Below are 19,605 nucleotides of genomic sequence, written 5' to 3'. Positions count from 1 at the left end.
TAATACATCTAAGATTTTCCCCTTTAAGAATCGCTTAAGGGGGATCAAAGAAGCGCGCACTACGTTCATCTGTGTCTGGGAGGGGGCTCTGAGATCATAGATTGGTCATGTTGCCTGGCAGCTGATTGGATCTTGGTTCGGCCCTCATGTGTAAGTATGTCGACCACCTTTAATGCGCTCTCGATTGGCCAATTGGCCGAGATTGATACGTTCGAAGGCAATTCCTTTGCTGAAAACGCCTCCGCTCTGGTGGGGCTGACCTTTGGCGGCCCAGGTGCGGCTTTGCTGAACAATTTTGTCGAAGTCTCTGCCACCAGCGGTGTCGGCGCATTTTATGCGATGAACAACAATCCAAACGACCGCTTCCGGATTGACGGCGGTGCGCCGCAGCAGTTTGACGGTGTGGCGGTCTACAACGCCACCATCACCTATCTGGATGGCAGCACGGCGACTTATTCTGCGGTGTTGTTTCAGGATGTGGACGGCAACAGCTATCTCGCACCGGAACTGACCAACAACACGGATCAGGCCACGCTGGAAGCAGGCCCGATCCAATCCATCTCGCTGGACAGTCTCGCGGCGAACCGCGCGCAAGGCTTAGCGGCCAACCGTCAGGAGTGGGATTTTGTGCCCTGCTTTGCGGCAGGCACGCCGATTGTCACGCAACAGGGCGAGCGCGCGGTGGAGACGCTGCAAGCGGGCGATATGATTTTGACGCTGGATCACGGCTTTCAGCCGTTGCGCTGGATCGGTCAGCGCACGGTGGCGGCGCAAGGCGCGGTGGCCCCGGTGCGCTTCGCCGCCGGAGCGCTGGGCAATGACGCGCCGTTGATGGTCTCACCGCATCACCGGATGATGCTGCGCGGCTGGCGGGTGGAAATGCACTTTGGCGAAACCGAAGCCTTGGTGCCCGCGATCAGCCTCGTCAATGGCGACACCATCTGTCAGGTCGAGGGTGGGGAGATCACCTATGTCCATCTGATGTTTGACTGCCATGAAATTGTCTATGGCGGCGGCGTGCCAAGCGAGAGCTTCCTGCCGGGGGCGCAGGGGCTGAACGCTCTGGAGCGCTCGGTGCAGGAGGAGATCTTTGCCTTGTTCCCGGAATTGCGGGACGGGGGATTGCAGGCTTACGGCGCCGAGGCGCGGCCTGCTTTGCGGGTGCAGGAAGCGCGTCTGCTGGTGGCCTGAACAGGCGGCCTACCTAAGCCAGAACCCGCAGCCAAACATATCGAAAATCAAATGAAAAACCCCGCGCAACGCACGCAGGGTTAAGATGTTGCAGCGCTGAAAATCGCACCTACGCAATACCACCGCGATACAGACGCGATACCGACGTTCCAACACGGCGGCTTTTGGCGTTAACCAATTGCCGCCGCCACGCAACAGCGCGCGTGATTTGGGGGCTGGATCAGATCAGTTTGACGATCTGTTTGCCCTTATTGCCGCCGGTCAGCATGGAGCGGAAGGCGGCAGGCGCATTTTCCAGACCTTCGGCTATATCTTCCTGATAGGCGATCTTGCCAGCGGCCAGTTGCGGGCCGACCTCACGCAAGAAATCGCCGTAGCGATCGTAGTGGTTTGAGATGATAAAACCGTTTACGGACAACTGGCTAACCAGAATGGTGCGCCACAGGCGCGGGCCTGTCAGGGCCTCCATCGCCGCATCCGCCCCAAGGCCTCCGGCATTGTACCAGGAGATCATGCCACACAGCGGAATGCGCCCGGCCCGGTTCATCATCGGCAACACCGCATCCAGCACCTTGCCGCCCACGTTTTCAAAATAGATATCAATGCCTTGCGGGCAGTGCTCTTTGAGGGCATTGCGCAGGTCCCGGGCGGTCTCATAGGCGTGGTGGTCCAGACAGGCGTCAAAGCCGTAAGTCTCTGTTGCGGTTTGACATTTCGCCGCACCACCGGCGATGCCCACCACCCGCAGACCGTGCAGTTTGGCGATTTGCCCAACCATGGAGCCCACAGGGCCGGTTGCTGCTGCCACAACCAGCGTTTCACCGGCCTTGGGTTTGCCGTGTTCCGTCAGGCCAAACCAGCCGGTAAAGCCCGGCATGCCCATCACGCCAAGCGCGGTGGTGATTGGGGCGAGATCAGGGTTAAGCTTTTGCATTTCCTCGCCTTTTGCCTTGCCATGGCTGGCCCAGCCAAACATGCCAAAGGCAAAATCACCCACACTGAAGTTGGGGTGGTTGGAGGCGATCACCTCGCCCACGGCACCACCTTCCATGGTGCCGCCGATCGGCACCGGATCGGCGTAGGATTTGGCATCATCCATCCGGCCGCGCATATAGGGATCAAGCGACATATAGTGGCTGCGCACCAGCACTTCGCCGTCGCCGATTTCCGGTAAATCCGCTGTTTCCAAACGAAAATTCTCGTCCTGCGGCGCGCCGGTCGGGCGGCTGGCCAGCACCATGCGTTGCATTTTCTCTGTCATCTGGGGTGTCCTCCGAAGCTCTGCTTTCAGCTTGCGCCCAGTGCCCCGCTCTTGCAAGCAATGGCCCCTGGCAGGCGATTTTCGTGACGCGGCGTTTCAAAAGGGGCTGCTATGCGCCCATTGGCCCTTGGCAAAAAGGGTTTGGCGGCGTATACGCCCGCTCTGAGCCAAAAGGAGCCGTGCCATGCCGGGCAGCGCAAATCTGAACATCATGATGAAGGCCGCTCGCAAAGCGGGGCGGTCACTGGTCAAAGACTTCCGCGAGGTTGAGAACCTGCAGGTGTCGATGAAAGGGGCAGGGGACTTTGTCAGCCGCGCCGACATCGCTGCCGAAAAAATCCTGAAAGAAGAGCTGCTTGGCGCGCGTCCGACCTACGGCTGGATCGCTGAGGAAGGTGGCGAGATTGCGGGCAAAGATCCGACCCGCCGCTGGATTGTGGACCCGCTGGACGGCACCACCAACTTCCTGCACGGCCTGCCGCACTGGGCGATTTCCATCGCGCTGGAGCACAAGGGGGAGATCGTTGCGGGCGTGGTGTTTGACGCCGCCAAAGACGAGATGTTTTATGCCGAGCGCGGCGAAGGTGCCTGGCTGAACGACAGTCTGCGCCTGCGTGTGTCCGGCCGTCACCGCATGATTGAATCGATCTTTGCCACTGGCCTGCCGTTTGGCGGCCGTGCGGATCTGCCGGAAACCCTGCAGGATCTGGCGCGCCTTCTGCCTGCCACCGCAGGTGTGCGCCGCTTTGGTGCCGCCTCTCTGGACCTCGCCTATGTGGCCGCTGGCCGCTACGAGGGCTTCTGGGAACGTGGCCTGCAGCCATGGGACGTCGCCGCAGGTCTGCTGATCGCCAAAGAAGCCGGTGCGCTGGTTGAGCCGGTCAACCCGGATGGCGATATGGTCGAAGATGGCGAAGTGATCGTGGCCAACGAGCCGATCTTCTCGCAGTTTGCAAAGGTCATCCGCAAGGACTGATCCACGCAACGCACGCTGCCCTAAGGCGGCTTTGATGCGCCTGAGATAATTTGAAACCTGGCCCGATTGGGTCAGGTTTTTTGTTTTGTGTCTTCATCAAGGGCGAAATTGACGCCATCAACCCAGTCAAACGGGGCATAATCGGCAGGGTTCACGCCTTCGAGAGCCCCGATGTTGACGCCGTAGACGTTGGGGTTTGAGCGGCGTTGGTGGTGGGTGTAAATCCCGCAATGGCGGCAGAAGTAATGCTGCGCGGTCTTTGTACCCCAGGTGTAACGCGACAGGCTGTTCGCACCCTTGATGATGGTGAGATCCTCAAGCGCCACATCAACGTTTGGCGCAGCGCGGCGTCGGCAAAACGAGCAATCGCAGGAGCGTGCTTCGCTCAGGTCTTGTGCGAGGGTCACTTGAATTTCAACAGCCCCGCAATGGCAGGTCAGTCTTTGGCTCATCGGCGTCTCCTGACACGTGGAATGGAACTCTGGCTGAGACGATAGCGGGTCTCAGGGTGTGGCGGGTGTCCGTGGGTGCGCTGCCAATATCCGGTGCCGCCAAGGCGGAGCCAGACCGGAATGGCCAGCACCACACCGATCACAAAGCCGCCCGCATGGGCCCAATGGGCCACGCCTCCGGTTTCCGGATCACTCAGCACCCCGTTGAACAGCTGAAGGCCAAACCAGAAACACAGCATGATCCAGGCAGGGATGGTGAAGATGCGGAAAATAATGATGAGAATCAGCAGGATGTCGACACGTGCCTTGGGAAACAGCAGGAGGTAGCCACCCATCACACCGGCGATGGCACCTGAGGCCCCCACCATGGGGATGATGCTGTCAGGGTCCGCTGCGATCTGGGCAAAGCCCGCGCCGAGGCCGGACAGGATGTAGAAGACGAGAAAGCCGATATGGCCCATTTCATCTTCGAGGTTGTCGCCAAAGATCCACAGGAAACAGCATGTTGCCAAGCAGATGCATCCAGCCGCCGTGCAGGAACATGGAGCTGAAAAGTCCATGCAGGCGCTGGCCCTCGGTGACAGCGGCGGGGATCAGCGCCCATTGATCAAAGAACAGCGCAAGACGGTAATCATCGCCCATAATCGGCTGATAACTCAGGAAGATCCCGATATTGAGGATGAGCAGCGCATAGACGACAAACGGCGTGCGGCCTGACGGATTGTGATCGCGGATTGGAAACATGCGGCCAAGCTGCGGTGAATTGCGGGGGAGGTCAACCGCCCCCGCTCAAAAGCGCTGCGTTACCTCCGGCGGCGGTGGTGTCCACGCAGACGTGGCGCTCGCCCAGAACCCGTGCGGCATCCGGCAGGCCGGTGATCAGCGGCAGGATCGGGCCTTCGCGCTTGGCCAAAGCCTGCTCCATCTGGCGTCCGGTTTCGTCATTCCCCCACCAGATCGCGCCCGAGAAGCCCGTGAGTTCACTCAGAGCCTCTGGTCGCAGCAGGCCATCAGAGACAACTGCCCGCCCGCCCAAACTGACGACAGCCTGCGCTTGGGCCTGCGCGGTTTCTTTACCGGGGCCAAGACAGAGGAGCGGTGATTTGGCAAATGTTGTCAGGCGGTTGGACTCGCCTGTTGGTCCGGGGAGGGATGTTGTGTGAGGCTCGGACAGTAGCGCCGCTTCGCGGGCTTGATCCAGCTGTCCCTGCACATGTTCGCGCGCAACCTCTGTGCTCCAGTGGCCGGAAGGCTGGCTTTGCGGTTTGGCAAACCGGGACAGGTAATGCGGGCCACCCGCCTTGGGGCCGGTGCCGGAAAGGCCTTCTCCGCCAAAAGGTTGAGAGCCGACGATTGCGCCAATCTGGTTGCGGTTCACATAGATGTTGCCCGCTTTGATGCAGTCAGAGACATGCTGCACACGGTCATCAATCCGGGTTTGCAGACCGAAGGTCAGCCCGTAGCCGGTGGCGTTGATGTCGTCGATCACCTGATCCAACTCACTGGCTTTGAAGGTTGCCACATGGAGGACCGGGCCAAAGATCTCCCGCGTGAGATCGGCAATGCCCTGCACGCGGATCAATGTGGGGGCAATGAATGTGCCGGTTTGCGGCGTTGGCAGTTGATAAAGAACGCGTTTTTCCGCTTCAGCCTGCGCAATATGTGCGGCGATGGTGCGATGCGCGGCGGCGTCGATCACGGGGCCACTGTCAGTAGACAGCTCCCAGGGATCGCCCAGTGAAAGCTCCTTCATTGCGCCTTTGAGCATGTCGAGCAGGCTGTCGGCGATGTCTTCCTGAACATAAAGGCAGCGCAGGGCTGAGCACCGCTGGCCAGCCGATTGGAAGGCGCTTTCGACAATTGCGGTCACGGCCTGCTCAGGCAGGGCGGTGGAGTCCACGATCATCGCGTTCAGACCACCGGTTTCGGCAATCAGTGGTGTGCCGGGGGCGAGGTTGGCGGCCATGGTCTGGCGAATGCGCAATGCGGTGGCCGTGGAGCCTGTGAAGGCCACGCCGTTGATGCGCGGATCAGAGGTGAGCGCGGTGCCAACGGTCGCGCCTGCGCCCGGGAGCAATTGCAACGCGCTGCGCGGCACGCCGGCCTCATGCAGCAGCTTGACCGCTTCATGGGCAATCAGCGGCGTCTGGTCAGCCGGTTTGGCCAAAACCGAATTGCCCGCCGCCAGCGCAGCTGAGATCTGACCGGTGAAAATGGCCAGCGGGAAGTTCCAGGGAGAGATGCAGGTGAAGAGACCTTTGGGCGGGGTTTCGGGCGCGTTGGCCCCGTAATAACGCAGGAAATCAACTGCTTCGCGCAGCTCGGCAACAGCATCCTTCGGCGTTTTTCCGGCCTCCCGCGCAAGCAAGGCAAAGAACACGCCGAAGTTTTCTTCATAAAGATCCGCCGCGCGGGCCAAGATGGCGCCGCGTTCTTCAGTTGAGGCATCCCAAGGCGCGGCAGCGCTGAGCGCGGTGTCGATGTCCGTCTGGCTGGTATGGGCGACGGTGCCCGGACTGTCGGTCGGCAGGGTTGGATTTTCAACGGCGACTGCAGGCTCGGGCTGTGTCGGGCCATCAATAAGCGGCGCTGCGGCCCATGTGGTTTTGCGATAAGGTTCGCGCGCCGTGTCGATGGCATCCAATGTGGGCAGATCGGTCAGATCAAACCCTTTGGAGTTTGGCCGTTCAGGGGCAAACAGCGCGGGGCCTGTGAGCAGCTTGGCGGTTGGTTTGAGCGCTTCGGGGAACGGGTCACGGGCAACCACTTCCGCAGGCACGTCTTCGTCTACGATCTGATTGACAAACGAGCTGTTCGCGCCGTTTTCCAGAAGGCGGCGCACAAGGTAGGCAAGCAGATCGCGATGCGCCCCAACAGGTGCGTAAATGCGGCAACGGGTGCTTTCATCGGAGAGCACAAGATCATGCAAAGCTTCACCCATGCCGTGCAAGCGTTGGAACTCAAAGGAAGATTTGTCCTCAGCCATATGCAGAATAGCGGCAACCGTATGGGCGTTGTGGGTGGCAAACTGCGGGTAGATGAGATCGGTCATGCCCAGCAGTTTACGGGCGTTGGCGATGTAGGAGACATCGGTGGCGGCTTTGTTGGTGAAGACCGGAAAGCTCTCCAGCCCTTCAACCTGTGCGCGCTTGATCTCTGTGTCCCAATAGGCGCCTTTCACCAGTCGCACCATGATCTTGCGCTCACATTTTTGGGCAAGCTCATAGAGGTAATCAAGCGTCGCGCCCGCGCGTTTGCCGTAGGCCTGTACCACGACGCCAAAGCCGTCCCAGCCCGCCAGCGCTGGCTCCGCCAGAACCGCGCTGATCACATCCATGGAGAGTGACAGGCGGTCGGCCTCCTCAGCGTCGATGTTCAGCCCCATGCCTGCGGACTTGGCCAGCAGGGCGAGGGAGCGCAGGCGCGGGACGAGCTGTTCCATGACTCGCGCGGATTGCGCGACCTCATAGCGGGGATGAAGTGCTGAGAGTTTGACCGAGATGCCGGGGTTTTGGCGGATGTCGTCGTGGACACAGGCGGTTGCGATGGCGGAGATCGCGCGGGAATAGGCGAGGTGGTAGCGCATGGCGTCCGCGTCGGTTTTCGCCGCTTCACCAAGCATGTCGTAAGAATAGGTGTAGCCTTTGGCCTCCATATGCGCCGCGCGCTCCATGGCGGAGGTGATGGTTTCTCCCAGCACGAACTGGCGGCCCATCTCTTTCATGGCGCGGCCGACCGCGGTGCGGATCACCGGTTCGCCCAGACGTTTCACCGCGCCGCGCAGGGTGCCGATCAGGCCGGGATTGCTGTCTTCCATCACCTTGCCTGTCAGCAGCAGCGCCCATGTGGAGGCGTTGACCAGAGGCGAGGTGGATTGCCCCAGATGTTTGCCCCAATCTGAAGGGGCAACCTTGTCTTCGATCAGCGCGTCGATGGTTTCGGCGTCCGGCACGCGCAGCAATGCCTCGGCCAGACACATCAAAGCGACGCCTTCATCTGTGGACAGGCCATATTCTGCGAGAAAGACCTCCATCAGGCCGGGGCGTGTTTCTTCGCGGATTTTTGTCACCAGCTGTGCGCCGCTTTGGCAAATGGTGGCACGGTCGCTGTCAGACAGCGCAACCTGTTGCGCCAGCTCTGCAATCAAGGCGGTTTCGTCCCGGTAAGTCGTGGTGTCGATCAAATCGCGCGTATTGGTCATGTCGCCTCCTGTCTTTTGTGTAGTATATCTTGGTGTAGATGGTCATATTCTCCTAAAGGGGATGGTTAAGTAGTCTAAATGTGCTAAAATTTGGGAGCTAGATATGCAAAGTGAAAATGTCGCGCTTGATGGCTATGACCGGGCGATTCTCGATGTGCTGTCACGTGATGGGCGCATTTCGATCACTGATCTGGCGCGTGAGATCGGCCTCTCCAAGACCCCGACCCAAGCGCGGTTGCGGCGTATGGAGCGCGAAGGGGTTATCACGGGCTATCGCGCATTGTTGGATCCGATACGGTTGGGGCTCGATCATGTGGCCTTTGTCGAGGTGAAGCTTTCAGAGACCCGAGAGCGCGCACTGCAGGCTTTCAATGAGGCCGTTGCCGAGGTGCCGGAGATCGAGCAGGCCCATATGATTGCCAGCCATTTTGATTATCTACTCAAAGTGCGCACGGCGAGCATGTCAGCTTATCGACGGGTTCTGGGGGAGAAGATTTCCGCTTTGCCTTATGTGGCCAGCACCTCAACCTATGTGGCCATGCAGGCGGTGAAAGAGACCGGCCTCGCAGAGATGTGACTTGGCGCAATGCGGGATGCCGTGTCAGCCTTTGCGGATGTTGAGATATCTTGCTGCGATTTGCCTCTGTCACCCCGCATTTGCTGCGGATTGTCCTGCGCCACCTGATCATACTGTGGCCTTGGATGCCCTGATTGAGCGGGTTCAAAGGGCGCCGGATCAGGCCTCGGCACAGATACTTTCCGGGGAGATGTGGCAATATTGGGCGGATGCGCCGGATGACACCGCGCAGGAGATTTTGAACCGGGGGATGCGCAAGCGTGAGTCCTGGGATTTGCTGGGTGCGCGCTCGGATTTTGACGCGTTGATTGCTTACTGTCCAGATTATGCGGAAGGGTACAATCAGCGGGCGTTTGTGAATTTTCTGAGCCAGAATTTTGAGGCGGCTTTGCCGGATCTGGAGCGGGCGCTTGATCTATCTCCGCGTCATGTGGCGGCGCAGTCCGGGCTGGCGTTGACGTTGATTGGCCTGGGACGGGAAGCTGAGGCACAGGATGCTTTGGCTGCGGCTTTGGAGCTTAATCCATGGCTGCCAGAGCGCTCGCTTTATCGGGCGCCGGGTGTGTCAGACAAGCCGGGAGAAGACCTGTAACCTGTGCGCGGCGCTTGGGATCAGCCGGCTTTGGAGATGTGCAAAAAACTTTGCATTTTGACAGGCAAACCCTCTTCACACTGACGGCCAACACGCTATTGTCGCGCCGCTGACGTTATGTTCGCGCTGCGTGCCCGCGTGGTGGAATGGTAGACACAGGAGACTTAAAATCTCTAGGCCGTATTGGCCGTGCCGGTTCGAGTCCGGCCGCGGGTACCAGATAAATCTCTGATAATTCGAAGCTTTGCAGGCGGTGTTCCTGAGTGCGCGACTGCTGAAAAGGCGATGTCAGTGCGCCTTATTTTCGCGGCGCATGGCCAGCACAGCCACGAAGAGGCACAGGAGCGCACCTGCAAAGGCGCTGATGCCTAGCATCATGATGGATGCCGTGATGACGGGTGGGATGATCTCAATGATATTCCAGATCACGTTCAGGATGGCTTCCATTTCTTGGTCTCCTTTTGCGTCGGTCAAACATCACGTCAGAGCACGCATCGCGCGCGGTCGACATCACCTTACTATGAAATACCTCAAGGTCGCGCTTTGATCTTGGTCAGATTTGCAGGGCAACCGGCGAGGGGCCATAACGTTTGAGGGTAAGAGCGCAAAAATAAAGGGCCGCACCAACGTTTAAGAAGGTGCAGCCCCAAAGATTTCAGCTTACGTGCGGTTTAGCTCTCGCGCTTGCCCGCGAATTTTTCCTGCCACTCTTCGCGCTCTTCATCAGAGACTTTGCGGAAGGTGACGTCGGGCACTGTGAAGGCGTGACCGGCGGCGAGGGTGTCCAGCGCTGCAGCCACATCTTCAGGCCAGCTTGTGTTCTCAGTCTGCATCGCTGCCATCAGCTGGGCTGAGGCGTCTGGAATGAACGGCGCAGACACAACGGCGTAGAGGCGGATCAGGTTGAGCGCGAGGCGAATTTGGGCTGCGGCTTTTTCCGGATCCTCTTTGAAGGTGGACCAAGGTGCAGCCGTTTGCAGGTATTCGTTGCCCGCAACCCAGATGGCGCGCAGTTCCTGAGCGGATTTGCGCACTTCCATGTCCGCCATATGGCCCTCATAGGCGCGCAGACGGGTTGTGAGTTCGTTGATCAGCGCGGTCTCAGTTTCGCCGAGCGTGCCACCTTCGGGGATCTCTTCGCCAAATTTGGAGCGGCAGAATTTGGTGACGCGGCTGACGAAGTTTCCAAGCACGTCAGCGAGGTCTTTGTTCACCGACTGCTGGAAATTCTCCCATGTAAATTCGCTGTCAGAGCTTTCCGGCGCATGGCTCAACAGCCACCAGCGCCAGTAGTCGGACGGCAGGATTTCCAGCGCCTGATCCATGAAGACGCCGCGTCCACGTGAGGTGGAGAACTGGCCGCCGTCATAGTTCAAGTAGTTGAAAGATTTGATGTAATCCACGGCCTTCCATGGCTCCTCAGAACCGAGGATGGTGGCGGGGAAAGACAGCGTGTGGAAAGGCACGTTATCCTTTCCCATGAACTGGGTGTAGGTCACATCTTCAGCGCCTTTGTCGGTGCGCCACCAGCGTTCCCAATCGTCGCCCTTACCGGCGTCGACCCATTCCTGGGCGCAGGCGATGTATTCGATGGGGGCGTCAAACCAGACGTAGAAGACTTTGCCTTCCATGCCGGGCCAGTCTTCGCCGCCTTTCTTAACAGGCACACCCCAGTCCAGATCGCGTGTGATGCCGCGGTCTTGCAGGCCGTCGCCGTCGTTCAGCCATTTGTTGGCAATCGAGGTGGTCAGAACCGGCCAGTCACTTTTGCTGTCAATCCAGGCCTGCAGCTTGTCGCGCATTTGCGACTGACACAGGAAGAGGTGTTTGGTTTCCCGCTCCTCCAGATCGGTTGAGCCGGAAATGGTGGAATAAGGGTTGATCAGATCGGTTGGGTCGAGCTGCTTTGTGCAGTTGTCACACTGATCGCCACGCGCGCTTTCAAAGCCGCAGTTGGGGCAGGTGCCCTCGATGTAGCGGTCTGGCAGGAAGCGCCCATCTGCGTTGGAATAGACCATCTTTTCAGCGACTTCGCGGATCAAACCCATCTCGGCAAGGCGGCCTGCGAAATGCTGGGTCAGCGCATGGTTCTGCGGGCTGGACGAGCGGCCGTAGTGGTCAAAGCTGAGGCGGAAGCCTTCGGCGATTTTGGTCTGCACGGCGTGCATCTCGGCGCAGTAATCTGCGACGTCTTTGCCTGCTTTGGCAGCCGCGAGTTCAGCCGGGGTGCCGTGCTCGTCGGTGGCGCAAAGGAACAGAACTTCGTGGCCGCGCGCGCGCATGTAGCGGGCAAACAGATCGGCAGGCAGCTGGCTGCCAACGAGGTTGCCGAGGTGTTTGATGCCGTTGATATACGGCAAGGCCGAGGTGATCAGATGGCGCGCCATTTTGGGTGTCCCTTAACTGTTTCGACCCCAATTAGCTCAAAGGGCGGAGCAATTCCACAGGGGAAATCGCACGTTGGTAACGCGTCGGTATTACGTCTGTATCGCGGTGGTATCGCGGGAGTGCATTGTCGGTGGATTTTTGCGCGGGTTTTTGCGCCTCACTTGTCGGGCTCATCAGACTTGGTGGGCTGTTCGCGCTGCCGCTTGGTGATGCGCCCAACCGTGAAAGAGGTGCGCGGCGCATAGACGTAGCGTGTGCGGTCGGCGACGGTTGGACGGGCGAGCATCCGGGCGAGACCAAAGACGATCAGAAGCAGATGACCTGCGGCGATCATGATGAAGAGCGCTGAAGGACCAAAACGTTCGATCAGGCCTGAGGCAAAGAGCGGGGTGCCAATGGCGCCAACGGCAAAGAAGAACATGAGCGCAGCGGAAAGCTCGACCCGTTCCTCAGACGTGGCGAAGTCATTGGCGTGGGCGGCAGCCACCGAATAGATCGGGAAGGAGGTAAAGCCGAAGAAGCCTGCGTTCAGCATCACCATGGCGGTGCTGCCCCCGCCAAGGGTCACGGTGGTGGCGCAGCTGAGCACGGCGGCGGCCGAGAGCCAGATCAGCACCCAGCGGCGGTCATATTTGTCTGCAAGCCAGCCCACGGGGTATTGCGCGATGGCGCCACCCAGCACAAAGGCGGCCAGGAACCATGCGATCTGGCTGACCTGCAGGCCGACCTCGGTGCCATAGACCGGGCCGACCATACGGAAAGAGGCGGAGCTGAGTGCGGCGACAATCACGCCCGCCACGGCGAGGGGTGAGCGCTCATAGGCGAGCTTGGGGCGCAGGCGCGGGGCCGCAGGGGTTTTGGGTTGTGGTGAGGTTGTGAGGGTGATCGGCAGCAGGGCGACACAGCACAGCAACGCTAACAGATTGTAGGAGACATAAGAGGCAGGCTCCAAAACGCTGATCACCAGCTGCGCGGCGAGGGAGGCAACCATATCCACCACGCGGTAGGTGCCCATGGCGCGGCCGCGGGTTTCATTGGTGACTTTGGATTGCAGCCAGGCCTCCACCACGGTGAAACAGCCTGCCACGCAGAGGCCGGATGCGATCCGCATGATCGCCCAGGCGGTGGGGTCAACAATGATGAAGTGGCCGAGAAGGCCCATGGCCCCAAGCGCGGTGAAGGTGGCAAAAGCGCGGGAATGGCCGACGCTGCCCATAAGGCGCGGCGACCACCAGCAGCCGATGAAAAAGCCGAGGAAGTGGGCTGAGCCCAAAAGGCCGATTTGTTCGGTGGAGAAGCCAAGCGCGATGCCTGAGAGCGCATCCAATGGCCCCACGCCGCCGGAGCTGAGCTGCAAAAGGATGACGGAGAGGAAGAGGGCCGAGAAGGTCAGGATCATACGCATGAGGGCAGAATGCCGCAAAGCGTTGGGAATGCTAGGGGAAAGTTGGACCTAGTTCCTGAATGACCAACAAAGCTGATCACCAATCGGCACCTAGCTCATCCATCGGGAAAGCCATATGCGTTTCGATGTAGTCGCAAATATCCCTTTTCTGCTTCGCCCAAGGGCTCTCTTAGATTCCCTGCTAAATTCAGGATATTGATTTCGTCTGAACTGATTTTAGAGGAAATCAAAAGAGCTCCATCGCTACTAAATGATATGAGGCCCTTGTCAAAAAGTGCGTCAAAATGAGCAGCGAGCAGCAACCCGTTGGAGGGATCTAGACGCTGCCTATTGTCACTGTCTTTCCACGCCACGATATGCGAAGCGCGATTTACCTCTCTGACAGAACACCCGGAGACAGCACATTTTCCATCCCAGCGTTTCTCCAGTTTTCTCCTGAATCCCCCCTGTCCTTTTCTTGCAGCTATCAGCGCTTGTTTTGTGGTTTCATCTAGCGACTGGTCTTTGTCTATGTTTTCCAGGTCTTTGGCTTCGGAAAGCGCCTCGACAAGCTCAACAATAGTGGCCCATTTATGGGGTCTCTGCGCTTCAGGAATGACATTGAGAATGGTCCGCATTTGGTGCTCATCCAAATTTTGATGACTGCCAAACCTTTGTACCAATTTTTCTTTTCCGCTAATTTTTTCGGGACTCAGTGTTACCGGTTCGTCTAGCCAAAGAAAGTAGTCGTCAGGGCAAATCCAATTGGCCGTCCACTCCGTGTTTTCTGCCCAATTGTCTAGGAAACTCTTTTGGTCGTAATTGAATTTCTGCTGAACAGAGCTCTGCCGCCATGCACTTTCCCAAAGATCGTAAATTTTCAGGTCTTTAGAGAGCTTGACGCGTTCTTCCCTGTCGTCTTCTAGTGAAATAGCTTTTGCGGCGAGACCAACCATCTGTTGAATGCCGTCATGAGACGAGATGAATACTAGGAATGCGGTGCAGTTTCTGGTTGCCTTAATGCCGCTCTGTTCTGCATGAAACGCTCTATATTTTATACCATCTTTGAAAAAGAGCATTTTGTCAGAGTTGTTCCACTCTTCATGTCCATAGCCGTTTTCCTGCGGGTACCCTGAGCTAGAATGTTCTCCAGATGGAGCTTTGTATTGATTGGAGTTCCAACAGACAGGTTTTAGGTATGCATTGATCATCTGAAAAGGTGTCCGACAACGTGAAGTTTAGAGTAAGGTAGCTTTTCTGTGATTCTTCCTAGAATTGCAATTCAGGAGGGGGATGTAGGTTTAGGCGAGTGCATTTAACTAGTTGTAACGAACCTTATGCTGCTCGCCGCACTTGTCTGAACCGAGTACCCAATCCTCTGCAGCTGCGGCGCAAGCGGGCTGCTTTTGCGCCAGATCATGCCGATTTTGCGGTTGGGCTCGACACCTTTGAAACGCGCGACGGTGACCTCTGCGGAAGGGGTTTCGACCGGGACCGCCATTTCCGGGATCAGGGTCACGCCCAGACCTGCGCCGACCATTTGCACCAAAGTGGAAAGCGAGGAGCCGTCGAGCCCTTCATGGGCGCGGGCGGTGGGCATGCCGCAGAATGACAGGGCCTGATCGCGGAAGCAATGGCCCTCTTCCAAAAGAAGCAGACGTTCGCGCTCCAGATTTTCCGGTGCCGGGACGGGGGTATCGCCCTCGGACTTGGGGCGCACCAAGACGAAATTTTCCGACAGAAGCGGCATTTCCTCAAAGGTCGGCTCTGAGACGGGCAGGGCGACAATCGCGGTGTCGATGCGGCCCTGACGCAGCTCCTCAATCAGCGTGGCGGTCATGGTCTCGCGCACGTGCAGTGTGAGATCGGGGAAATCGGTCTTCAGCCGACGCAGCAGATTGGGCAGCAAATAGGGCGCGATGGTGGGGATCACACCAAGCCGCAAACGCCCTACGAGACCCGATTGCGCCATCCGCGCCATTTCGCCGATTTCCTCCACACCGCGCAGCACGTTGCGGGCACGTTCTGCCATGTCTTCCCCAAAAGGCGTGAGACGAATTTGGCGGCTGGAGCGCTCAAACAGGGGGAGGCCAAGATCCTCCTCCAACTCTTTGATTTGCAGGGACAAAGCCGGTTGGGAGATGGCGCAGGCGTCAGCCGCGCGACCGAAGTGACGGTGCAGGGCAAGGGCTTCGAAGTAGCGCAATTGGCGGAGCGTGAGATTTGTCATTTGTTTTACTTATTAAACCGATTGGAAAATGCAACTTCTTTAAATACCTGCGTTGGGCTTAGACTGCTTTCAGAGAATCGACAAACCCATCTATCCGACAGGAGACCGATATGGACGGAGATATGAAAACAGGTGGTTGCCCGGTGATGCATGGCGCCACCAGCAACAAGACACGTGGCAACCGCGACTGGTGGCCAAACCAGCTTAACCTGCGGATTTTGCACCAGAACTCTGCCAAATCTGACCCGATGGGCACCGCGTTTGATTATGCGGAAGAATTTAAGAAACTGGATTATAAGGCGCTGAAGGCAGATCTGACGGCGCTGATGACAGACAGTCAGGACTGGTGGCCTGCGGACTATGGTCACTATGGCGGTCTGTTTATCCGTATGGCGTGGCACTCTGCCGGGACCTACCGGACCGCGGACGGCCGTGGCGGTGGCGGCACAGGGCAGCAGCGTTTTGCGCCGCTGAACTCCTGGCCTGACAACGGTAACCTCGACAAGGCGCGTCGCCTGTTGTGGCCGATCAAGCAGAAATACGGCAACCAGATCAGCTGGGCGGACCTCTATATCCTCGCGGGCAACGTGGCGATTGAGAGCATGGGTGGCACCACCTTCGGCTTTGCCGGTGGCCGCGCAGATGTGTGGGAGCCGGAAGAGGACGTTTATTGGGGTGCGGAAGCGGAATGGCTTGCGAGCTCTGATGCGGACAACTCCCGCTACTCCGGTGAGCGCGACCTGGAGAACCCGCTGGCCGCAGTGCAGATGGGTCTGATTTATGTGAACCCGGAAGGCCCAGACGGGCAGCCGGACGTGCTGGCCTCCGGTCGTGACATTCGCGAGACCTTTGCGCGGATGGCGATGAACGATGAGGAGACCGTGGCGCTGGTGGCTGGTGGCCACACCTTTGGTAAGGCGCATGGCGCGGGCGACCCTGAGCTGGTCGGCCCGGAGCCGGAAGCGGCCCCGATCGAAGCCATGGGCTTTGGCTGGATCAACAAGCACGGCAGCGGCAAGGGCGGCGACACGACCACCTCCGGCATTGAAGGCGCGTGGACCGCAAACCCGATCCAGTGGGACAACGGCTATTTTGACCTGCTGTTTGGCTATGAGTGGAACCTGACCAAGAGCCCCGCGGGTGCGTGGATCTGGGAGCCAATCGACGTCAAAGAAGAAGACATGGCGCCAGCGGCCCATGACGCAAGCCAGAAGGTGAAGACCATGATGACCACCGCCGATATGGCGATGCGTCTGGATCCGATCTATGGCCCGATCTCCAAACGGTTCCATGAGAACCCGGAAGAGTTCGCCGATGCCTTTGCGCGCGCCTGGTTCAAGCTGACCCACCGCGATATGGGCCCACGTGCCCGGTATCTGGGGGAAGAAGTGCCAGCGGAAGAGCTGATCTGGCAGGATGTGGTTCCGGCCAGCGAAACCGACCTGTCTGACGACGATGTGGCTGCACTGAAGGCGGCTGTGATCGGCTCCGGTCTGTCGGTGAGCGATCTGGTGAAAACCGCCTGGGCGTCTGCCTCCACATTCCGTGGCAGCGACATGCGCGGCGGGGCCAATGGCGCCCGTGTGCGTCTGGCACCGCAGAAAGACTGGGCGGCCAACGAGCCTGAAGAGCTGGCGCGCGTTCTGGACAAGCTGGAAGAGGTCAAAGCCGCGTTTGGCAAGCCTGTCAGCACAGCAGATTTGATCGTGATCGCGGGTGCCGCGGCAGTGGAGAAGGCTGCTCTGGATGCAGGGCATGACGTCTCCGTGCCGGTCTCCCTGGGTCGTGGGGATGCGACCCAGGAGATGACCGACGTGGAAAGCGTTGGCATGCTGGAGCCACAGGCAGACGGGTTCCGCAACTATCAGCGGGCACAGTTCACGATCTCTCCGGAGGAGCTGCTTGTGGACAAGGCACAGCTGTTGACACTGACCGCGCCGGAAATGACCGCATTGGTCGGTGGCCTGCGTGTGTTGGGTGCCAACCACGGCGGCAGCAAGCACGGTGTCTTCACCGACCGCGTCGGCCAGCTCAGCAACGACTTCTTTGTGAACGTGCTGGACATGGGCACCGAGTGGTCTGAAGGCGAAGACGGCGTCTATGAGGGCAAAGACCGCGCCAGCGGCGACGTGAAATGGACAGCCACCCGTGTGGATTTGGTGTTCGGCTCCAACTCACAACTGCGCGCAGTGGCCGAGGTCTATGGCCAGAGCGACGGTGAGGCCAAGCTGGTCAGCGACTTCGTCGCGGCTTGGACCAAAGTCATGAACGCGGATCGCTTTGATCTGAAGTGATCTGAGTGGATAAGAGATGAGAGAGGCGCAGCCTAGGCTGCGCCTTTTTTTGTTTGGGGTGGGGATCATGTATTTCCGGTAAGCGTGATCAGGTGCCGACGCAGGCTTTCCTTGCCATCTGAACCGATAGCCTCACCTATCTCGGTTTCTATTCTTCGAATTTGCTCGGCCGCGATTGTGCGCCACCGGTGGCCCTTGGGCGTGATGGAAACGAGCTTGTCGCGTTTGCTCTGGGGATCAGATTGCACTGTGATCATACCGTGACCAGTCAGACGCTCCACGGCTTGCTGCGCTGCCTGCCGCGAAAAGCCCATCTCGCGGTGTATTGTCGACAGTTTTACGGTGCGCCCCCGCAGTTGTGCAAAAACCCGAATGTCTGCCGGGCGCACATCTGCAAATTCTGTTTCTGCGCGTGCCTCATCCATTTCAGCATTCCAGCGCGCGATCAGCGTCATCATCATGCCTTTGATGTTTTGCCCGAGAAAGGCGTCGTCTTTTTTATCAATCACGGTTGACAAATCACTTCTTGCTACTTCTATATCAACCATAGTTGACGTTCTTTGGGGGGTTCAATGGATCGTAGAACTTTCTTGAAGTCCACTGGAGCAGGAATGCTTCTTACTGGTGGTGGCCTCGGCTGGGCACAACCTGCGATGCGTCCACTTCCACTCATCCCTTTGACAGACTTAACGGGCGGGATCGAAGATCGAGTTCCTCTCTCTCTGGGCATAGGTCGACATGATTTTGGAACCGGGACTGCGAGTGACACCTTTGGGATAAATAACGCCTACCTCGGTCCCGTTCTGAGGGTGAAGCAGGGGCAGACGCTTCCTTGTGATGTCGCCAATAATATTGGTGATACCTCGACAATTCACTGGCATGGGCTGCACATTCCCGGAGATGTCGATGGCGGACCTCATCAGGAGATCGCGCCCGATGCCGTCTGGTCGCCGGATGTCCCGATTGTCCAGCAAGCCTCAATGAACTGGTTTCATTCGCACATGCACGGCAAGACGGCACGTCAGACCTACAATGGTCTGGCGGGTGTTCTGCTGGTCGAAGATGACGCCAGCCTGTCAGCAGACCTCCCCAAGACCTACGGCGTGGATGATTTCACGCTGGTCCTGCAGGACAAGATGTTCGACGCAAATGGGCGCATGACCTACGAGCTGTCTGCAGCCGTCTTTGAGGACGGGTTTGAAGGGGATACGCTGGTGGTAAACGGAGCCATCGCCCCTGTTGGTCAGAATGTACCTACGGGTCTTGTCCGACTGCGCATTCTGAACGCCTGCAATGCACGGTTTCTCGGGCTTTCGATGGAAGCCGGGCCCATCACTGTGATTGCATCAGATGGCGGGTTTCTTTCGGCTCCGGTTGCGGTTGAGAGCATTTTGATGTCGCCGGGCGAACGTTATGAAGTGTTGGTCGATATGAAGACCTTTGAAACGAACACCTTGAACGTGAACCTGAATGGGGACGGCGGTGGTTTCTTTGAAAACCTCTTTGGCGGAGGCCAAACTGTTCCAGCTCTGTCGCTTACCCGCACGGCAGACAAAGGGTTTGATGGGGCGATGCCGACGCAACTGGCGATCCTTGAACCACCAAAGCCGGAGGATGCCACTGTTACGCGCTCTTTCCAGCTAGAAATGGATGTGGGAGCCGACTTGGCGGCGCTCGCTCTGGCGTGGGACAATTTTTGCGGCGATGCGGGCGCAATGGCAATCAATGGCCAGCCAATGAAAATGGATCGGATCGACGAAGAAGTGCGCAAAGGCGATACCGAGATTTGGCGTATCTCGGTGGATGACCAATTACATCCATTTCACATACATGGGTGTTCTTTCCGCATCCTCAGTCAAAATGATGCCCCGCCGCCAGCCTATGCCGCTGGTTGGAAGGACATGGTTCACGTGGAAGAAGGGTGGTCGGAGGTTCTGGTCCGGTTTGACTATGAGGCCACGAAGGACGCGCCTTATATGTATCATTGCCACATCCTTGAACATGAGGACTGCGGTATGATGGGTCAGTTCACGGTTAGCTAGACGTTGGTTGCGCCAAA

Annotated in this window: 15 protein-coding genes, 1 tRNA gene and 1 pseudogene; 7 read left to right on the top strand and 10 right to left on the bottom strand. The window is 58.5% G+C overall.

The window, feature by feature from the left end:
- Positions 1 to 156: 156 nt before the first annotated feature.
- Entirely contained in the window at positions 157 to 1,191 is a 1,035-nt protein-coding gene (locus tag ACO07T_RS16570) for a Hint domain-containing protein (protein ID WP_422050300.1), read from the top strand.
- A gap of 220 nt (positions 1,192 to 1,411) precedes the next feature.
- On the opposite strand, the gene ACO07T_RS16565 is transcribed toward ACO07T_RS16570, so the two are convergent.
- The gene (locus ACO07T_RS16565; RefSeq protein ID WP_209063433.1) at positions 1,412 to 2,452 is read right to left on the bottom strand and encodes an NADP-dependent oxidoreductase; all 1,041 of its coding nucleotides are present in this window, start codon (positions 2,450 to 2,452) and stop codon (positions 1,412 to 1,414) included.
- 184 nt (positions 2,453 to 2,636) lie between these two features.
- Here ACO07T_RS16565 and ACO07T_RS16560 point away from each other — a divergent pair, with 184 nt between their 5' ends.
- Entirely contained in the window at positions 2,637 to 3,428 is a 792-nt protein-coding gene (locus tag ACO07T_RS16560) for an inositol monophosphatase family protein (RefSeq protein ID WP_209063431.1), read from the top strand.
- A gap of 71 nt (positions 3,429 to 3,499) precedes the next feature.
- Here the strand turns inward: ACO07T_RS16560 and ACO07T_RS16555 are convergent, their stop codons facing one another.
- The 3 genes and pseudogenes from ACO07T_RS16555 to putA form a co-directional block, all read right to left on the bottom strand.
- Positions 3,500 to 3,880 carry a GFA family protein gene (locus ACO07T_RS16555; protein WP_422050299.1) on the bottom strand — a complete coding sequence of 127 codons (381 nt, stop codon included), beginning with the start codon at positions 3,878 to 3,880 and terminating at the stop codon, positions 3,500 to 3,502.
- Positions 3,877 to 4,624 (bottom strand): annotated as a pseudogene (locus ACO07T_RS16550) (rhomboid family intramembrane serine protease). Before ACO07T_RS16550 ends, ACO07T_RS16555 begins: the two are co-directional and overlap by 4 nt.
- A gap of 31 nt (positions 4,625 to 4,655) precedes the next feature.
- The gene (gene putA, locus ACO07T_RS16545; protein ID WP_422050298.1) at positions 4,656 to 8,081 is read right to left on the bottom strand and encodes a bifunctional proline dehydrogenase/L-glutamate gamma-semialdehyde dehydrogenase PutA; all 3,426 of its coding nucleotides are present in this window, start codon (positions 8,079 to 8,081) and stop codon (positions 4,656 to 4,658) included.
- 103 nt (positions 8,082 to 8,184) lie between these two features.
- Here putA and ACO07T_RS16540 point away from each other — a divergent pair, with 103 nt between their 5' ends.
- From ACO07T_RS16540 to ACO07T_RS16530, 3 genes are all read left to right on the top strand, one after another.
- On the top strand, positions 8,185 to 8,658 hold the full coding sequence (locus ACO07T_RS16540; protein ID WP_209079257.1) for an Lrp/AsnC family transcriptional regulator: 474 nt from the start codon (positions 8,185 to 8,187) through the stop codon (positions 8,656 to 8,658).
- Positions 8,659 to 8,773: 115 nt separating this feature from the next.
- A complete protein-coding gene (locus ACO07T_RS16535) occupies positions 8,774 to 9,250 on the top strand; it encodes a tetratricopeptide repeat protein (protein WP_422050297.1) in 477 nt (158 codons plus the stop codon).
- Positions 9,251 to 9,382: 132 nt separating this feature from the next.
- Positions 9,383 to 9,469: transfer RNA gene (locus ACO07T_RS16530), tRNA-Leu, on the top strand.
- A 69-nt stretch (positions 9,470 to 9,538) separates the two neighbouring features.
- Here the strand turns inward: ACO07T_RS16530 and ACO07T_RS16525 are convergent.
- The 5 genes from ACO07T_RS16525 to ACO07T_RS16505 all read right to left on the bottom strand — a co-directional run bounded on the left by ACO07T_RS16525 (position 9,539) and on the right by ACO07T_RS16505 (position 15,252).
- Positions 9,539 to 9,697, bottom strand: a complete 159-nt coding sequence (locus ACO07T_RS16525) for a hypothetical protein (protein WP_422050296.1) — start codon at positions 9,695 to 9,697, stop codon at positions 9,539 to 9,541.
- A 224-nt stretch (positions 9,698 to 9,921) separates the two neighbouring features.
- Positions 9,922 to 11,637, bottom strand: a complete 1,716-nt coding sequence (gene metG / locus ACO07T_RS16520; RefSeq protein ID WP_422050295.1) for a methionine--tRNA ligase — start codon at positions 11,635 to 11,637, stop codon at positions 9,922 to 9,924.
- Positions 11,638 to 11,795: 158 nt separating this feature from the next.
- On the bottom strand, positions 11,796 to 13,043 hold the full coding sequence (locus ACO07T_RS16515; protein WP_422050294.1) for an MFS transporter: 1,248 nt from the start codon (positions 13,041 to 13,043) through the stop codon (positions 11,796 to 11,798).
- A 95-nt stretch (positions 13,044 to 13,138) separates the two neighbouring features.
- Positions 13,139 to 14,233, bottom strand: coding sequence for an HNH endonuclease (locus ACO07T_RS16510; protein WP_422050293.1), 1,095 nt, complete (start codon positions 14,231 to 14,233; stop codon positions 13,139 to 13,141).
- A gap of 104 nt (positions 14,234 to 14,337) precedes the next feature.
- A complete protein-coding gene (locus ACO07T_RS16505) occupies positions 14,338 to 15,252 on the bottom strand; it encodes a LysR substrate-binding domain-containing protein (RefSeq protein ID WP_422050292.1) in 915 nt (304 codons plus the stop codon).
- 110 nt (positions 15,253 to 15,362) lie between these two features.
- Between ACO07T_RS16505 and katG the strand changes: the two genes are divergently transcribed.
- Entirely contained in the window at positions 15,363 to 17,546 is a 2,184-nt protein-coding gene (gene katG, locus ACO07T_RS16500) for a catalase/peroxidase HPI (protein WP_422050291.1), read from the top strand.
- Positions 17,547 to 17,611: 65 nt separating this feature from the next.
- Here the strand turns inward: katG and ACO07T_RS16495 are convergent, their stop codons facing one another.
- On the bottom strand, positions 17,612 to 18,094 hold the full coding sequence (locus ACO07T_RS16495) for a MarR family winged helix-turn-helix transcriptional regulator (protein ID WP_422050290.1): 483 nt from the start codon (positions 18,092 to 18,094) through the stop codon (positions 17,612 to 17,614).
- A gap of 63 nt (positions 18,095 to 18,157) precedes the next feature.
- Here ACO07T_RS16495 and ACO07T_RS16490 point away from each other — a divergent pair, with 63 nt between their 5' ends.
- Positions 18,158 to 19,588, top strand: coding sequence for a multicopper oxidase domain-containing protein (locus ACO07T_RS16490; protein WP_422050289.1), 1,431 nt, complete (start codon positions 18,158 to 18,160; stop codon positions 19,586 to 19,588).
- Positions 19,589 to 19,605: the final 17 nt, after the last annotated feature.

The organism is Shimia sp., assembly GCF_965227725.1.
Taxonomy (GTDB): Bacteria; Pseudomonadota; Alphaproteobacteria; order Rhodobacterales; family Rhodobacteraceae; genus Shimia.
The sequence above is the reverse complement of the archived record's forward strand: the minus strand, read 5'-3'. Positions and strand labels throughout refer to the sequence as shown.

What these genes read in the sequence shown, in the direction of transcription:
- ACO07T_RS16570 (WP_422050300.1), top strand. Translation starts at nt 157, where the DNA reads ATGTCGACCACCTTTAATGCGCTCTCGATTGGCCAATTGGCCGAGATT.
- ACO07T_RS16565 (WP_209063433.1), bottom strand. Translation starts at nt 2,452, where the DNA reads ATGACAGAGAAAATGCAACGCATGGTGCTGGCCAGCCGCCCGACCGGC.
- ACO07T_RS16560 (WP_209063431.1), top strand. Translation starts at nt 2,637, where the DNA reads ATGCCGGGCAGCGCAAATCTGAACATCATGATGAAGGCCGCTCGCAAA.
- ACO07T_RS16555 (WP_422050299.1), bottom strand. Translation starts at nt 3,880, where the DNA reads ATGAGCCAAAGACTGACCTGCCATTGCGGGGCTGTTGAAATTCAAGTG.
- putA (WP_422050298.1), bottom strand. Translation starts at nt 8,081, where the DNA reads ATGACCAATACGCGCGATTTGATCGACACCACGACTTACCGGGACGAA.
- ACO07T_RS16540 (WP_209079257.1), top strand. Translation starts at nt 8,185, where the DNA reads ATGCAAAGTGAAAATGTCGCGCTTGATGGCTATGACCGGGCGATTCTC.
- ACO07T_RS16525 (WP_422050296.1), bottom strand. Translation starts at nt 9,697, where the DNA reads ATGGAAGCCATCCTGAACGTGATCTGGAATATCATTGAGATCATCCCA.
- metG (WP_422050295.1), bottom strand. Translation starts at nt 11,637, where the DNA reads ATGGCGCGCCATCTGATCACCTCGGCCTTGCCGTATATCAACGGCATC.
- ACO07T_RS16515 (WP_422050294.1), bottom strand. Translation starts at nt 13,043, where the DNA reads ATGCGTATGATCCTGACCTTCTCGGCCCTCTTCCTCTCCGTCATCCTT.
- ACO07T_RS16510 (WP_422050293.1), bottom strand. Translation starts at nt 14,233, where the DNA reads ATGATCAATGCATACCTAAAACCTGTCTGTTGGAACTCCAATCAATAC.
- ACO07T_RS16505 (WP_422050292.1), bottom strand. Translation starts at nt 15,252, where the DNA reads ATGACAAATCTCACGCTCCGCCAATTGCGCTACTTCGAAGCCCTTGCC.
- katG (WP_422050291.1), top strand. Translation starts at nt 15,363, where the DNA reads ATGGACGGAGATATGAAAACAGGTGGTTGCCCGGTGATGCATGGCGCC.
- ACO07T_RS16495 (WP_422050290.1), bottom strand. Translation starts at nt 18,094, where the DNA reads ATGGTTGATATAGAAGTAGCAAGAAGTGATTTGTCAACCGTGATTGAT.
- ACO07T_RS16490 (WP_422050289.1), top strand. Translation starts at nt 18,158, where the DNA reads ATGCTTCTTACTGGTGGTGGCCTCGGCTGGGCACAACCTGCGATGCGT.